This is a genomic window from Microbacterium protaetiae (assembly GCF_004135285.1).
Classification (GTDB): Bacteria; Actinomycetota; Actinomycetes; order Actinomycetales; family Microbacteriaceae; genus Microbacterium; species Microbacterium protaetiae.
In genome coordinates this window covers 2,818,148-2,833,191 of the sequence record NZ_CP035494.1, presented here as the reverse complement: position 1 = coordinate 2,833,191, position 15,044 = coordinate 2,818,148, and the positions used below count along the sequence as shown (strand labels likewise).

The 15,044-nt window shown below is 68.2% G+C and carries 17 protein-coding genes; 1 reads left to right on the top strand and 16 read right to left on the bottom strand.

Going from position 1 to position 15,044, the window contains the following annotated elements:
• Positions 1-6 precede the first annotated feature (6 nt).
• The 10 genes from pheT to infC all read right to left on the bottom strand — a co-directional run bounded on the left by pheT (position 7) and on the right by infC (position 9,995).
• Positions 7-2,520 carry a phenylalanine--tRNA ligase subunit beta gene (gene pheT, locus ET475_RS13100; RefSeq protein WP_129391040.1) on the bottom strand — a complete coding sequence of 838 codons (2,514 nt, stop codon included), beginning with the start codon at positions 2,518-2,520 and terminating at the stop codon, positions 7-9.
• Complete coding sequence (gene pheS, locus ET475_RS13095; RefSeq protein ID WP_129391037.1) at positions 2,520-3,563, bottom strand: phenylalanine--tRNA ligase subunit alpha; 1,044 nt, start codon at positions 3,561-3,563, stop codon at positions 2,520-2,522. The genes pheT and pheS overlap by 1 nt, the downstream gene beginning before the upstream one ends.
• A 37-nt stretch (positions 3,564-3,600) precedes the next feature.
• Positions 3,601-4,518 (bottom strand): amino acid ABC transporter permease, encoded by a 918-nt coding sequence (locus tag ET475_RS13090; protein ID WP_129391034.1) that lies wholly within the window; start codon positions 4,516-4,518, stop codon positions 3,601-3,603.
• Positions 4,515-5,198, bottom strand: coding sequence for an amino acid ABC transporter permease (locus ET475_RS13085; protein ID WP_129391031.1), 684 nt, complete (start codon positions 5,196-5,198; stop codon positions 4,515-4,517). The genes ET475_RS13090 and ET475_RS13085 overlap by 4 nt, the downstream gene beginning before the upstream one ends.
• A 71-nt stretch (positions 5,199-5,269) precedes the next feature.
• Entirely contained in the window at positions 5,270-6,181 is a 912-nt protein-coding gene (locus ET475_RS13080) for a glutamate ABC transporter substrate-binding protein (RefSeq protein ID WP_129391028.1), read from the bottom strand.
• Between the two features lie 29 nt (positions 6,182-6,210).
• Positions 6,211-7,002, bottom strand: a complete 792-nt coding sequence (locus ET475_RS13075) for an amino acid ABC transporter ATP-binding protein (protein WP_129391025.1) — start codon at positions 7,000-7,002, stop codon at positions 6,211-6,213.
• Between the two features lie 53 nt (positions 7,003-7,055).
• Positions 7,056-7,871: a TrmH family RNA methyltransferase gene (locus tag ET475_RS13070; RefSeq protein WP_129391022.1), complete on the bottom strand. Its 816-nt coding sequence runs from the start codon at positions 7,869-7,871 to the stop codon at positions 7,056-7,058.
• A gap of 781 nt (positions 7,872-8,652) precedes the next feature.
• On the bottom strand, positions 8,653-9,033 hold the full coding sequence (gene rplT / locus ET475_RS13065) for a 50S ribosomal protein L20 (protein WP_129391020.1): 381 nt from the start codon (positions 9,031-9,033) through the stop codon (positions 8,653-8,655).
• 32 nt (positions 9,034-9,065) lie between these two features.
• Positions 9,066-9,260 carry a 50S ribosomal protein L35 gene (gene rpmI / locus ET475_RS13060; RefSeq protein ID WP_129391017.1) on the bottom strand — a complete coding sequence of 65 codons (195 nt, stop codon included), beginning with the start codon at positions 9,258-9,260 and terminating at the stop codon, positions 9,066-9,068.
• A 72-nt stretch (positions 9,261-9,332) separates the two neighbouring features.
• The gene (gene infC, locus ET475_RS13055; RefSeq protein WP_340638619.1) at positions 9,333-9,995 is read right to left on the bottom strand and encodes a translation initiation factor IF-3; all 663 of its coding nucleotides are present in this window, start codon (positions 9,993-9,995) and stop codon (positions 9,333-9,335) included.
• 202 nt (positions 9,996-10,197) lie between these two features.
• Here infC and ET475_RS13050 point away from each other — a divergent pair, with 202 nt between their 5' ends.
• On the top strand, positions 10,198-10,572 hold the full coding sequence (locus ET475_RS13050) for a DUF1844 domain-containing protein (RefSeq protein ID WP_129393963.1): 375 nt from the start codon (positions 10,198-10,200) through the stop codon (positions 10,570-10,572).
• Between the two features lie 57 nt (positions 10,573-10,629).
• Here the strand turns inward: ET475_RS13050 and ET475_RS13045 are convergent, their stop codons facing one another.
• From ET475_RS13045 to ET475_RS13020, 6 genes are all read right to left on the bottom strand, one after another.
• Positions 10,630-11,415, bottom strand: coding sequence for an SseB family protein (locus ET475_RS13045; RefSeq protein WP_129391014.1), 786 nt, complete (start codon positions 11,413-11,415; stop codon positions 10,630-10,632).
• On the bottom strand, positions 11,399-12,148 hold the full coding sequence (gene priA, locus ET475_RS13040) for a bifunctional 1-(5-phosphoribosyl)-5-((5-phosphoribosylamino)methylideneamino)imidazole-4-carboxamide isomerase/phosphoribosylanthranilate isomerase PriA (RefSeq protein ID WP_129391011.1): 750 nt from the start codon (positions 12,146-12,148) through the stop codon (positions 11,399-11,401). The genes ET475_RS13045 and priA overlap by 17 nt, the downstream gene beginning before the upstream one ends.
• 4 nt (positions 12,149-12,152) lie before the next feature.
• The gene (gene hisH / locus ET475_RS13035; RefSeq protein ID WP_129391009.1) at positions 12,153-12,806 is read right to left on the bottom strand and encodes an imidazole glycerol phosphate synthase subunit HisH; all 654 of its coding nucleotides are present in this window, start codon (positions 12,804-12,806) and stop codon (positions 12,153-12,155) included.
• The gene (gene hisB, locus ET475_RS13030; RefSeq protein WP_129391006.1) at positions 12,803-13,414 is read right to left on the bottom strand and encodes an imidazoleglycerol-phosphate dehydratase HisB; all 612 of its coding nucleotides are present in this window, start codon (positions 13,412-13,414) and stop codon (positions 12,803-12,805) included. Before hisB ends, hisH begins: the two co-directional genes overlap by 4 nt.
• Complete coding sequence (locus ET475_RS13025) at positions 13,411-14,448, bottom strand: histidinol-phosphate transaminase (protein ID WP_242497637.1); 1,038 nt, start codon at positions 14,446-14,448, stop codon at positions 13,411-13,413. Before ET475_RS13025 ends, hisB begins: the two co-directional genes overlap by 4 nt.
• A gap of 76 nt (positions 14,449-14,524) precedes the next feature.
• Positions 14,525-14,878, bottom strand: a complete 354-nt coding sequence (locus ET475_RS13020; RefSeq protein WP_129391000.1) for a LysM peptidoglycan-binding domain-containing protein — start codon at positions 14,876-14,878, stop codon at positions 14,525-14,527.
• Positions 14,879-15,044: the final 166 nt, after the last annotated feature.

Below are 15,044 nucleotides of genomic sequence, written 5' to 3'. Positions count from 1 at the left end.
TGCGGGTCAGTCCCGGATCTTGGCTCCGAATCGCTCGGCGGCCACCTCGACGCCCTGCAGTTTCGCCTGGCTCGCCTCGGCCGAGGTCAGGGTGCGGTCGGCAGCACGGAAAAGCAGGGCGAACGTCAGGCTCTTCGTGCCCTGCGCCACTCCCGGTCCCCGATAGTCGTCGACCAGCCGCACCGACTCCAGCAGCGCTCCGCACCCGTCGACCAGCGCCTGGCGCACCTGCCCGGCCGACACCTCGATCGGCACGACGAGCGAGACATCCTGCGTCGCGGCGGTGTGGGTCGAGAGGGATGCCGCGGCCACCGGGGCACCGGCTGCTGCCAGCAGTGCGTCCAGGTCGAGTTCGGCGACGTACACCCGTCCGCCGAGGTCGGCGTCGGCGGCCACTCCGGGCAGCAGTTCTCCGACGTAACCGATCTCGCGATCGCCGGCGATGAGCGCCCCCGTGCGGCCAGGATGAAGCGCGGCACGCTGTGCCTGGGCGACGTCGATCTGCACGCCGGCGGCCGCGGCGATGACCCGCACCGCATCCAGCGCGTCAGACAACGCGACCTGCTCGGCGACCTGACCAGGCTGCTTGGCCACCCGGTTGCCCGTCAGCAGCAGAGCGGCGTGGCGCGGCTGGGCGGGCAACGCCGCGTCGAGGGCGGCAAGCGTCGCGTCATCGGGCCGCTGGGCGAGTGGGGGAACCGTGGCGGTGCCGTAGTCGACCCCCGGCTCGGGCAGGAAGACAGCACCCAGCTCGAACAGCGCGAGATCGGTGAAGCCGCGCGACAGGTTGCGGTGCGCGACCTGCAGCAGTCCCGGAACCAGCGAGCGGCGCAGCGCTGGGGCGTGCCCGTCGAGCGGGTTGGCGAGAGTGACGCTGGGCAGGTGCTCGCCCGTGGCCGAGGAGTGCAGATCGTTCTGCGCAGCCGTCGTGAACGGAAACGAGGGTGTCTCGACGAAACCGGCAGCCGCCAGGGCGTTGGCGATGCGTCGACGAGCTTTCTGGTTCTCGGTCCACCCGCGTCCGGCCGGCGGGGTGGGCAGAACCGAGGGCACTCGGTCCAGACCGTGGATGCGCGCGACCTCTTCGGCCAGCGTCCAGGTGTCGGTCAGGTCGGGCCGCCACGAGGGCGGGGTGACCAGCCACTGCCCGTCGCCGGCGTCGTACACCTCGCAACCGACCATCTCCAAGGCAGAGGTGATCTCGTCGTCGCGGTAGTCCACACCGATCAGACCCGGCACGAACGGCTTCGGCAGTGCCACAGACTCGCGTTCGTATGGCGCGAACAGCGCACCGCCGACCTCGACATCGAGCGTGCCGCCGGCAAGCTCCACCATCAGGTCGGCCACGCGCCGGGCGGCGATGAACGGGATGAGCGGGTCGACGCCGCGCTCGAACCGGCGGGAGGCCTCGCTGGGCAGCTTGTGCCGCCGCGCCGTGCGCGCGATGGTGACCGGGTCGAAGACGGCCGCCTCGATGAGGACGTTCTGCGTCTGCGGGCCCATCTCGGTCGCGGCCCCGCCCATGACGCCGGCCAGGCCGATGGGACCGGAGCCGTCGGTGATGAGAAGGTCTTCGGGGTGCAGTTCGCGCACCTGGTCGTCGAGGGTGACCAGCTTCTCGCCCGGCCGGGCGCGGCGCACCGTGATGCCGTCGGTCAGCTTGTCGAGGTCGTACCCGTGGATGGGGTTGCCCAGCTCGAGCATCACGTAGTTGGTGATGTCGACGAGCACCGAGATCGAGCGGATGCCGGCCAGGACCAGGCGCGCGATCATCCAGGGTGGTGTCGGGGCTGCGGCATCCACCCCGCGCACCACGCGTGCGACGAACTCGGTGGCCCCGACCTTGCCGCGGATGGGCGCATCGTCGACGACGGCGACCGGGAAGCCTCCCTCGGGCTGCGCCAGCTCGTGCCACGGCCGGTCGCCCGGGTCGCGGAATGCGCCGCCGGTGGCGTGCGCGTATTCACGAGCGACGCCGCGCAGACTCAGCGCATAACCGCGGTCGGGGGTGACGTTTATCTCGACGGCAACGTCGTCGAGCCCGAGCAGCGCTATCGCGTCGGCGCCCACCGGTGCGTCGATGCCGAGATCGGCCAGCCGCAGAATACCGCTGTGCTCATCGCCCAGACCCAGCTCGCGCGCCGAGGCGATCATGCCGTCGGAGACGTGCCCGTAGGTCTTGCGTGCCGCGATCGGGAAGGGCCCTGGCAGCACGGCACCGGGCAGTGTCACCACGACCTTGTCGCCGACACCGAAGTTGTGCGCACCGCACACAATGCCGCGCACGCCGCCGCCCTGCTCACCGACGTCGACCTGGCACCAGTTGATGGTCTTGCCGTTGCTCTGCGGCTCGGGCTCGAGCGAGAGCACCTGGCCGACCACGACCGGGCCCGACACCTCGAAACGGTGCACGTCCTCTTCTTCGAAGCCGACGTTCACCAGGGAGGCCAGCACGTCCTCCGGCGTGGCATCCGGGGCCACATCGACATATTCACGCAGCCACGAAAGCGGGACGCGCATCACACCACCATCCCGAACTGCTCGCTGAAACGGATATCGCCCTCGGCCATGTCGCGCATGTCCTGCACGTCGCTGCGGAACATGAGCGCGCGTTCGACGCCGATGCCGAACGCGAAGCCGCTGTAGACCTCGGGGTCGATGCCCGCCGCACGCAGCACGTTCGGGTTGACCATGCCGCAGCCGCCCCATTCGATCCAGCGCGCGCCGCCCTTGAAGGTGGGATGCCACAGGTCGAACTCAGCGGAAGGCTCGGTGAACGGGAAGTAGTTCGTGCGCAGGCGGGTCTTGGCCTCGGCGCCGAACAGCTGCCGGGCGAGGTGGTCGAGGGTGCCCTTCAGGTGCGCCATCGTGATGCCTTTGTCCACGACCAGACCCTCCACCTGCGTGAACACCGGCAGGTGGGTGGCGTCGTACTCGTCAGTGCGGAACACACGGCCGGGCGAGACGATGTAGATCGGCAGCTCGCGCGTGAGCATCGAGCGCATCTGCACCGGACTGGTCTGCGTGCGCATCACGAGATGCCGCTCGGGCGGGTCGACGTAGAAGGTGTCCTGCATCTGCCGCGCCGGGTGGTCAGGGTCGAGGTTCAACGCGTCGAAGTTGTACCACTCGTGTTCGAGCTCGGGTCCTTCGGCCACCTCCCAGCCCATGCCGATGAAGATGTCGCCGATCTCCTCCTGCAGCAGAGTGAGAGGATGCCGCGCCCCGACGCGCGCGCGCGAAGCCAGTGCCGTGACATCCACGCGTTCGGCTTCCAGCCTCGCGGCGGTCTCGGCCGCTTCCAGCTCTGCCTCGCGGGCCACGAAGGCCTGGTTGACGCGGGCGCGGGCCTGCCCGATGAGCTTGCCGAACTCGGCCTTGCGCTCGGGCGGCACCTCGCGCATGCGTGCGTTGAGCCTGGCCAGCGGCGAGCCCTCGGCAGAATGCGCGGCGCGCGCGGCCTTCAGCGCGGCGGTATCGGTGGCAGCGGCGATGGCTTCCAGCGCGGCGTCGACCGCGGCATCCACCGCCTCAGGGGTGATCTCAGAAACCTCGTCGGACACGAGAGTCGAGTCTACCGGGGCGCGCGGCGACGGCCGGTCAGAGCGAAGTGGCGTCGTGCTTTCCGGTGCCCCGCTGCACGGCGATGCGTTCGGTCATCGTGGCTGCGTCGCCGCCGGCGCCCGCGAGAGGACGAGGAGGCTGACGCAGCTTCGGCGAGCGACGCGTGCGCTTCTCGACCAGGTACGCGACGTACGAGAGCAGCAGACACAACGCGATGTAGATCGAGCCGCCGACGATCGCCGCAGGCACGAGCGGAGACCCGAAGGGCACCTGGTTGCCCAGAAGTTTGATGACATACAGCAACTCGGGGAACGTGATGATGAACCCGAGGGCAGTGTCTTTCAACGCCACGACCAGCTGCGAGATGATCACCGGCATCATGGCCCTTACTGCCTGAGGAAGCAGAATCAGCCGCACGACACCGTTCTTGCGCAGCCCGATGGCGTAGCCGGCTTCCTTCTGTCCCCGCGGGAGGGATTCCACACCGGCGCGCAGCGCCTCGGCCAGGACCGAGCCGTTGTAGGCGATGAGGGCGACGACCACCGCGACATACGGAGTGACCCTGACCCCCACCACCGGAAGGCCGAAGTACATCAGCATCATGAAGATCAGCACCGGGATGGCCCGGAGGATCTCGACGATCCAGCCGACCGGCACTCGCAACCAGGCGTGATCCGATATCCGGCCGACCGCGAGGATGAATCCCAGCGCCAGCGCACCGATGGCTGCGACGATGAACGCCGAGAGCGTATGCCAGAGCCCCTCCAGCAAGAGCGTCCAGATGCGGGTGTAGCTGAAGATCGACCACTTCTGGGCGGTGAATTGGCCCGTCGCGACAAGTCGCCAGATGGTCAACCCGATGAGGGCGAGCACCACGAGGATCGTCACGATCCCGAGGATGCGGTTGCGCAGCACGGCCCTGGGGCCGGGCACGTCATACAGGACGGAACTCATCGCTCGACCCTCCACTTCCGCTCGAGCACGCGTTGCAACCAGGCCAGCAGCAGCACGAGAACCACGAAGATCGCGGCAATCAGGATCAGGGTCATCAACTGGTTCTCGCCGGTGAACATCGCGATGAAGATGTTCCCACCGGCGGTGGCCTCACGGTGCTCGCTGAGATATGCCGTGACCGACCCCAGGTTCAACACCGAGAAGCCGGCCGCTACCGTCGTGTTCTTCAGCAGCGCGATGAGCACGCTCATCATGGGAGGGACCACAGAACGGAACGCCTGCGGCATGACGACCTGGCTCATCACCTGGCCGAAAGTGAGCCCCAGAGCGCGGGCCGCTTCGGCCTGCCCCACAGGGACCGTGTTCACGCCCGACCGGAATGTCTCGGCGACGTACGTCGCCGTATAGATCCCCAGTGCGATCGTGGCCGGCAGAAGCGCATTGAACCGCTGCGCGAGAAGGATCGGGATGCAGAAGGCGAAGAAGAACATCACCAGCGTGAGAGGAGTGTTCCGGATCCAGTTCACGTACACCGTGCCCACCGCGCGGGCGATGGGCACCGGCGACACGCGCATGGCCCCGACGATGACGCCCAAGACGAGGGCGATCGCCCCGCCCGCGAAGAACAGGATCAACGTTCCTTCAATGGCCTGCAACCACAGCTGACTGACGCCGCCCATGCCGTCTCTCCTCCCGTCGTGACCAGTGGATGCCGGGCGGCGACCACGGGGTCGCCGCCCGGCTAATCAGCTCAGCCGACCGGGTCGACCTTCGGCTGCTCGGCCGTCACGCCGGACTTGCCGAGGTTGTTGTCGAAGATCTTCTGCCACACGTCGTTACCGTCGGTCAGAGTGTTGTTGAAGAACGTCTGCAACGCGGTGTCGCCCTTGGTCAGGCCGATGCCGTAGCGCTCCTCGGTGAACACGTCACCGACTGTCTTCAGGTTGTCGGGGTCCTGTGCGGCATAGCCGAGCAGAATCGCCTCATCCGTCGTGACCGCGTCGACCTGGCCCTGCAGCAGCGCCTGCACGCAGGTGGAGTAGGTGTCGTACTCCTTGGTCTGTGCGGGGGTCAGCGACTTGATCTGCTGGATCGAGGTCGAGCCGGTGGCCGAGCACACCACGTCGTCCTTGGTCAGGGAGTCCTTGCCCGTGATCTTGTCGTTGTCCTTTGCCACCAGCAGACCCTGGCCCGTGATGAAGTACGGCCCGGCGAAGGAGATCAGTTCCTTGCGCTTGTCGGTGATCGAGTACGTGCCGACATAGAAGTCGATGTCGCCGTTCACGATGGACTGCTCACGGTTCGCCGAGGCGATCGGCTTGAAGTCGATCTTCTCTTCGTCATAGCCGAGCGAGGCCGCCATCCAGCGTGCGATGTCGATGTCGAAACCGCTGCGGATTCCCGTTGTGGTGTCGAGGTAGCCGAGCCCCGGCTGATCCTCCTTGACGCCGATGACGACCTTGCCGGCCTTCTGGATGCGATCGAAGGTCGGGCTGCCAGTGAGGTCGACATCGGTGGCAACCGTCCACGGCGTGCTGCCGCCACCGTCGCCGCCGTTGCCGCCGTCTCCGGTCGTGCCGGGCGTGCCGCTGTTGCACGCGGTGAGGGCTATCGCCGCCGCCGCGACGAGGCTCAGGCTCGCCATGATGCGTGTCTTGCGCATGTGTCTCTCCTTTGTGAGGGGGGTGCAGGTCAGTGCGTGAGCAGCTTGGAGAGGAAATCCTTGGCCCGGTCCGAGGTCGGATGGGTGAAGAACTCCTCGGGGGTCGCCTCTTCGACGATCTGGCCGTCGGCCATGAACACGACGCGATCGGCGGCCTTGCGGGCGAAGCCCATCTCGTGCGTGACGACGATCATCGTCATGCCCTCTTGGGCAAGCTCGACCATGACGTCGAGCACTTCGTTGATCATCTCCGGATCGAGAGCGCTCGTGGGTTCGTCGAACAGCATCACCTTGGGGTTCATCGCCAGCGCCCGCGCGATGGCCACGCGCTGCTGCTGACCACCCGAGAGCTGGCCGGGCAGCTTCTCTGCCTGCTGTGCGACCCCGACCCTCTCCAGCAGCGTGCGTGCTTGGGCTTCAGCATCCGTCTTCTTCATCTTTCGCACCTTGATCGGTCCGAGCGTGACGTTGTCGAGGATGGTCAGATGCGAGAACAGGTTGAACGACTGGAACACCATGCCGACGTCGCTGCGCAGCTGCGCCAGGCCCTTCCCCTCTTTGGGAAGCTCGTTTCCGTCGATGGTGATGGTGCCGCTGGTGATCGTCTCGAGCCGATTGATGGTGCGGCACAGCGTCGACTTGCCCGAACCGGAAGGTCCGATCACGACGACGACTTCGCCGCGATTGACCGTGAGGTTGATGTCTTTCAGCGCCTGGAAGTCGCCGTAGTGCTTTTGGACATCCGAGACCACAACCAGCGGGTCGCCACGACGAACACTGATGTTCGACGTCTTCGGAGCCGCGTCTTCGGGAATCGTCATGCAGTCCACACTAGGGAACCACACAGCTGATTCGCGACAAGGGCGCGGCAGATTTACCGTTCCGTAACCGAGGCGCGCTGCGCGAAGGCCGTCTCGTACAGGCACACGCTGGCGGCTGTGGCCAGATTCAGCGATTCGGCGCGGCCGTAGATGGGCAGTCGCAAAGCGATGTCGGCCAGACCGAGCGCATCGTCGTCGAGCCCGCGCGCCTCATTGCCGAACAGCCACGCCGTCGGCGGTGCCAGCACACCACTCTCGCGCGCCGCGAGCAGATCGTCGCCCTTCACATCGGCGGCGATCACACGCAGACTCGCCGCGCGGGCAGCGGTGACGGCATCCCCCACTTCGCCGCCGAGAGCCAGCGGCACGTGGAACAGCGAACCGGTGGTGGCGCGCACCACCTTCGGGTGGAACGGATCGACCGTGCGCCCGGTGAGGATCACAGCGTCGGCGCCGGCCGCATCGGCGGCGCGGATGATGGTCCCGAGGTTTCCCGGATCGCGCACCTGTTCGCAGATGGCGACAAGACGCGGGGATGCCGCGAACACGTCGCGCATGCGCACCGGAAACTGCCGCGCGACCGCGATCACCCCCTGTGGGGTCACGGTGTCGGCCATGGAGTCGAGCACCTGCTCGGTCGTATAGACGAGTTCGAGATCCGCCTCGCCCGCACGCTCGCTCAGATCGGGATGCTTCTGGGCGGCCGTGGGCGTGACATACAGTTCGACGATTCCCTCGGGCCGGTACCGGAGCGCTTCGCGCACGGCCTGCGGCCCCTCGAGCAGAAAGAGCCCCGTCTCGTCGCGAGTGCGTCTCTTGGCGAGCTTGGCCACGGTGCGCACGCGCGCGGATCGGGGATTCTCGAGCACCCGCCCAGTCTACGGGCGGCGCACCCCGCCCGTCGGGCGCGCTCCCCCACCGTCGCCGCTCCCCGGCCGACGCGGCCCCGCGGCCGTCGCGGCTCCCCGGCTGGTGCCGACCATGCCGGCAGGCCAGTCACCGAGACAAGGGAATCCTGCCGAAACAGGGGGCGTCGCCCTGGGTCTCGGCAGGAATCCCCTGTTTCGGCGAAACGCGCAACCCCCGGCCGACGGGCGCGGCTCCCCGGCCGGTGCCGACCATGCCGACAGACCAGTCACCGAGACAAGGGAATCCTGCCGAAACAGGGGGCGTCGCCCTGGGTCTCGGCAGGAATCCCCTGTTTCGGCGAAATGGGGCGCGGCGCGGGCGCGACTCCCCGGCCGACGGGCGCGGCTCCCCGGCCGGTGCCGACCATGCCGACAGACCAGTCACCGAGACAAGGCATTCCTGCCGAAACGGGGGGCGTCGCCCTGGGTCTCGGCAGGAATCCCCTGTTTCGGCGAAATGGGCGCGGGGCGCGGGGCGGGGCGGGGCGCGGCGCGGGCGCGTTCCCCGGCGGACGGGCGCGGCTCCCCGGCCGACGCCGACCATGCCGGCAGGCCAGTCGCCGAGACAAGGCATTCCTGCCGAAACAGGGGGCGTCGCCCTGGGTCTCGGCAGGAATCCCCTGTCTCGGCGAAACGGGGCGCGGGGTCGGGGCGCGGCGCGGGCGCGCGCGGCGCGCGGGGCGGGCGGGACATGAGAAACGGGCGCCCCTCGGAAGAGGGACGCCCGCTCGGGAAGATCAGCTCACGCCTTGGGGGCGTTCACATTCTCGGGCAGCGCCTTCTTTGCGGCCTCGACGAGCACGCCGAAGGCGGCCTGGTCGTTGACGGCGAGATCGGCCAGCATGCGACGGTCGACCTGCACCTCAGCAAGGCGCAGTCCCTGCATGAAGCGGTTGTAGGTCAGGCCGTTCTGGCGGCTGGCGGCGTTGATGCGCTGGATCCACAGGCGGCGGAAGTCGCCCTTGCGCTTACGGCGGTCACGGTACGCGTAGACGAGCGAGTGGGTGACCTGCTCCTTCGCCTTGCGGTACAGGCGCGAGCGCTGTCCCCGGTAACCGGAGGCGCGCTCGAGGATGACGCGACGCTTCTTGTGGGCGTTGACGGCCCGCTTGACTCTAGCCATTTCGTTTCGTTCCTAACGTGCGGTCGGGGCTCTCAGCGCCCGAGGAGCTTCTTGACGTTCTTCGCGTTCGCCGGCGCGATCGTCTCGTCCTTGTTCAGCCGCCGCGTGCGACGGCTGGACTTGACCTCGAGGTTGTGGCGCATGCCCGACTGCTGCTTCATGATCTTTCCGCTGCCGGTGACCTTGAAGCGCTTCTTGGCGCCGGAGTTCGTCTTCTGCTTCGGCATATCTCTTCCTTCGTGTGTGCATCCCGCCGGGGCGGGAAGGGGTATCCCGCTTCAGACGGGAGCGTGGGGGGCCTATTCGGCCGTGTCCGCCGGGGCGTTCGAGGCGCCGGCCTTGGCCTGCCGTGCCGCTTGCTTGTTCGCGGCGCGCTGGGCGTTCTGCTCGGTCTTGACCTCGGACTTGTTCTTGTGCGGCGCGATCACCATCACCATGTTGCGACCGTCGATGCGCGGATTGGACTCCACAGCGCCGAACTCGGCCACGTCTTCGGCGAACTTCTTGAGCAGGCGCACACCGAGCTCGGGGCGCTGCTGCTCACGACCGCGGAAAAGGATCATCGCCTTGACCTTGTCGCCGGTCTGCAAGAAGCCCTCGGCGCGCTTGAGCTTGGTCGTGTAGTCGTGCGCCTCGATCTTCAGGCGGAACCGGACCTCTTTCAGCACGGTGTTGGCCTGATTGCGACGCGCTTCCTTGGCCTTCTGCGCGGCCTCGTACTTGAACTTTCCGTAGTCCATGATCTTGACCACGGGCGGCTTCGAGTTGGGCGCAACCTCGACGAGGTCGAGATCTGCCTCCTGAGCCAGACGCTGCGCAACCTGGATGGCGACGACGCCGACCTGCTCGCCGTTGGGACCGACGAGTCGGACCTCGGGGACGCGGATGCGCTCGTTGGTGCGGGGATCGCTGATGCGGAACTCCTCTTCGTGCGGTGGATGCCGCGACGCGGGATGCGTCACGGGCAGAGGCGCCACTCCACCCGCACGGTGCGTGGGCACCGGCTCCGCACCCTGGCTGCCGCGCGAACGCGGCGGAGTGCAACGACCCGGTAGCCTGGAACGGCATGCGCGGGTGGGATGTGATCCTCTTTCGCACCGGGCGCAGTGCCCGGAACCCACCTAGTTTAGCAGAGAGAGCGACGTGAACACGACTGGTGCCCCTTTGGACGACGATGCCGCGCGGCAGGCGCGATGGGAAGAGCAGGAGCAGCGCGCGACGGCGGCCACTCGTGATATTGCGGACGTGCCGGCGGTGGAGATCATCACCACCGCCGCGGTGCATCTGATGAGCGCGGCTGCCGTGAAGCTGGGCCTTGCCGACGACCCCGAGGCACAGCTGGATCTCGACGAGGCACGCAAGCTCATCAACGCCCTCGCGGGCCTTATCACGGCGGGCTCCCCCGAGATCAGCAGTGCCCACGCGGCGCCCCTGCGCGACGGCCTGCGCTCGTTGCAGCTCGCCTTCCGCGAGGCGTCGGTGGTGCCCGACCCGATCGGACAGGCTCCCGGCGAGAAATGGACCGGCCCGGTCTCTTGACGGGTCTCGCTGCCAGTCCCGCGCCGGCCGCGCCGGTTCGCGGGACCGGCCCCGCCGTCAGCGGGTGAGCTTGACGCTCAGCGAATCGACGAGCGTTGCTATGCGGTCGTCGGCGGCCCAGCGCTTGGCCAGGCGAGCCAGGACCGCATCCAGCTGTTGACGATCCAGGCCGTCGACAAGGGTGAGCCGCACCACGACCTCGGGGCCGCGCAGACGGGCGTGTGGGTCGCCGTCGGCGACGGCGAGATCGAGAACTGTCAGCTCTCGGGCGACACTCTCCTGCAGCCCCGTGTACACCTCGGCGCTGCGGTATCCCGGTTCCCAAGGGATCTGCTGTCCAATCGCCCACACCGCGGGCCTGCGCAGAACGAACTCGGTCGGCGAGCCGGGGTCGATGACGATCAGATCGGTGTCGTCGTCGACGGCGGCCAGCGCCGTGCGGAGAGCCTCGACGGGGACCGGACGGGCCGCGGCATCCCACCGTCCCATGGCCTGCACCGACGTGAACACCGGCAGCACGCGGCGGCCGTCGGGGGCAGCCACGGTGACGATGGACAATTCCTGCGTCTTGTCCACCGGCAGCCCCGTGGGACCGGTGCCCTCATCGCCCTTCTCGGCGACCAGCGGAATCAGCAGGCGGGCTGTGCGATAAGCATCGACCACCTCCACCGGATCGCCGGTGCCGTCGTGGAAGGCGGTCAGTGCCGCCAGTAGCGCGGGATCGGCCGACCCGTCATCACCCGCATGGGCATTGGCACGGAACGCGCGCCCCGCCCAGGGAACTCCCGCCGAATCAGTGGTGTGCGGGTCGTGGGCGCACCCGTCGTCAGTCGCGTGCGACATCCAGCGCCTCAGCGAGCGTGAAGGCCCCGGTGTAGAGCGCCTTCCCGATGATCGCGCCCTCGACGCCCAGCGGCACGAGCTCGCGCAGGGCGGCGATGTCGTCGAGGCTGGAGACGCCGCCGGAGGCGACGACCGGTTTCGGCGTGCGCTCGGTCAACCGGCGCAGCAGGTCGAGGTTGGGACCGCGCAGTGTGCCGTCCTTGGTGACATCGGTGACGACGTAGCGGCTGCACCCGGCGTCTTCGAGCCGGTCGAGAACGGTCCACAGGTCGCCGCCCTCGCGCGTCCACCCACGGGCGGCCAGCGTCGTGCCACGCACGTCGAGCCCGACCGCGATCGCGTCGCCGTAGCGGCCGATCACATCGGCCGCCCACTCCGGGTTCTCCAGAGCAGCGGTTCCGAGATTGATCCGGGCGGCGCCGGACTCGAGGGCGGCCTCGAGCGACGCGTCGTCGCGGATGCCGCCGGACAGCTCGACCTGCACGCCCTTGAGCTGACGGATCACCTTGCGCAGGACTCCCGCGTTGCTGCCACGACCGAATGCGGCATCGAGGTCGACCAGGTGCACCCACTTCGCCCCCTGGTGTGCCCAGGCCAGCGCGGCGTCGACGGGGTCACCGTAGTCGGTCTCACTTCCCGCTTCGCCCTGGGTGAGGCGGACGGCCTTGCCGTCTGCCACGTCGACGGCGGGGAGGAGGATCAGTTCGGGTGTGGCGGCAAAATCACTGGGCACGAGGTCACACAGTAGCCCGGGCCAGGCCGTCGATCCAATTCGTGAGAAGCCGGATGCCGGCCTCACCCGATTTCTCGGGGTGGAACTGCGTCGCGGCAAGCGGCCCGTTCTCGACGGCCGCCAGGAACGGCGTCGCGCCGTAATCGCACCACGTCAGCACGGGCGCGGGGAACGGCGGCTGCGTCTGCAGGTTCCATGCGGAAGCGCCATATGAGTGCACGAAATAGAAGCGCTCGTTCTCGATGCCCGCGAAAAGGCGGCTGCCGGCATCCGGTCGCACGGTGTTCCAGCCCATGTGCGGCAGCAGCGGCGCGTCGAGCTCGGTGACCACACCCGGCCACTCCCCGAGCCCCTCGGTGTCGACCCCACGCTCGACCCCGCGCCCGAACAGCACCTGCATCCCGACGCAGATGCCCAACACCGGCCGGCCACCGGCCAGCCGCCGGTCGATGAGTTCATCGCCGCGGATAGCGCGCAGGGCGTCCATCACCGCGGCGAAGGCCCCCACCCCGGGGACGACCAGGCCGTCGGCATCTTGCACGAGGTGCCGGTCGGCTGTCAGTCGCGCGTCGGCACCGGCGGTCTCGAGGGCTTTCACCGCCGAGTGGACATTGCCCGATCCGTAGTCGAGGACGGCAACCAGCGGCCTGTCGCTCACAACGCGCCCTTCGTACTGGGGATGCCGCGTACCTGAGGATCGAGCGCCTTGGCCTGCCGGAACGCGCGGGCGAACGCCTTGAACTCCGCCTCGGCGATGTGATGCGGATCACGACCGGACAGCACGCGCACGTGCGTGGTCAGGGCGGCGTGGAAAGTGATCGCCTCGAAGGAGTGCCGCACGAGCGAACCCGTGAAATGGCCACCGATGAGGTGCAGCTCGAAACCGGCAGGTTCACCGTCGTGGACCAGGAAGGGACGCCCGCTGATGTCGACGACAGCTTGGGCCAGAGCCTCGTCGAGCGGAACGAGGGCGTCGCCGAAGCGGGAGATACCGCTCTTGTCGCCGAGCGCCTCGCCGATGGCCTGGCCCAGCACGATAGAGACATCTTCGACGGTGTGGTGCACGTCGATGTCGGTGTCGCCCGAGGCGCGCACGGTCAGGTCTGTCAGCGAGTGCTTGGCGAACGCCGTGAGCAGATGGTCGAAGAACGGCACGCTGGTGTCGATGCTGCCGGCTCCGGTGCCGTCGAGGTCGAGCTGCAGCTCGACCGTCGATTCACTCGTACTGCGGGTGTGCGATGCGGTGCGAGGGTGGGCGCTGCTCATGAGGCCGAGTCTATCGAGGCCAATGCGTCCAGGAACGCGCTGGTCTCCTCCTCGGTTCCGGCACTGACCCGCAGCGTGCGCGGCAGGCCGACGTCGCGCACCAGCACGCCGCGCTCGTAGAGCCCCTGCCAGGTGGCAGCCGGGTCTTCGACACCTCCGAAGAGCACGAAGTTCGTCCATGACTCGAACGGTTTGTAGCCCAGCGCCTCGAGGGTCGCCGAGATGCGGTCGCGCTGGGCGACGATGTCATCGACCGTGGCGAGCATCGTCGGCGCGTGCGCCAGCGCCGCCACTGCCGCCGCCTGTGTCAGCGCGCTGAGGTGATACGGCAGCCGGACCAAGCGCAGTGCGTCGGCGACGGTCGGATCGGCCGCCAGATAGCCCACGCGCGCCCCGGCGAAGGCGAACGCCTTGCTCATCGTGCGCGAGACGACCAACCGCTCTCGGCCAGGCAACAGCGTCAGTGCCGAGCGCTCGTCGCGCGGCGCGAACTCCCAGTACGCCTCGTCGACCACAACGATGCCGTCGGTGGACTCGTACACGCGCTCGATCACGTCGATGGGCATCGGGGTGCCGGTCGGATTGTTCGGTGAGCACAGCAACACCACGTCGGGGTGCGCCTCGGCCACCTGCGCAGCGGCCGAGTCGGCATCGAGTGTGAAATCGACGCCGCGCTCCCCCGCCACCCACCGGCTGCCGATGCCGCGGGCCAGCAGCGGGTACATCGAGTACGTCGGCGCGAAGCCGAAGACCGTGCGGCCCGGTCCCGCGAAGGCCTGCAGAACCTGCTGCAGAACCTCATTCGACCCGTTGGCGGCCCACAGCTGCTCGCGGGTCAACCCATGCCCCAAGTATTCGGCGAACGCCTCGCGCAGCTGGGTGAACTCGCGGTCGGGATAGCGGTTCACATCCCGCAGCGCGAGCGCCACGGCATCGAGGATGTCGTCGGCGACCTCTTTGGGAACCGGATGCGTGTTCTCGTTCACGTTCAGCGCCACCGGCACACGCGCCTGCGGCGCGCCGTAGGGGCTCATGCCACGCAGATCGTCTCGAAGGGGCAAGTCTTCTAATCGAGGGCTCACCGCTCCATCGTAGAGCCGGATGGCACCATCACCGCGCGGGCGCGTATTCCTGCGGAACGGACAACTGCTCGCCTGGGGTGATCGACACACCGTCGAGTGCGTTCAACCGCACTATCGCATCGACCACGTCGCGCGGGTCTGCCTCAGGGGCGATGCGCTGGGCGATGCCCCACAGCGAATCGCCCGCCGACACCGTCACGGTCGTGAACGTGCCCGACGGGGCACCCGCGTCGCGAGAGGCCAAAGCCGACCCCGAGCTGATCGCCGCCGCCGCGATGGCGGCCGCGACCGGGAGGGCGACGAGTGCGGCGAGAACGCGACGGCCGCGGCGTGTGACCCGCAGTCGAGTGGCGGTCGGTGCCGTCGGGGCGATGGTGACCATGACTCCTCCTGATGCTGTGGAGAGATTCGGTGCGAGGGTTCGGCCGGGAACCCCCGTACCGAATCTCTGTTCCGAATGTACATTCGATGTTATAGACTGTCAAGTGGCATCCGGTTCCGAATCGACTCGAAGGCGACACGCCCGCGTGCTGACGACGATCCGGGTC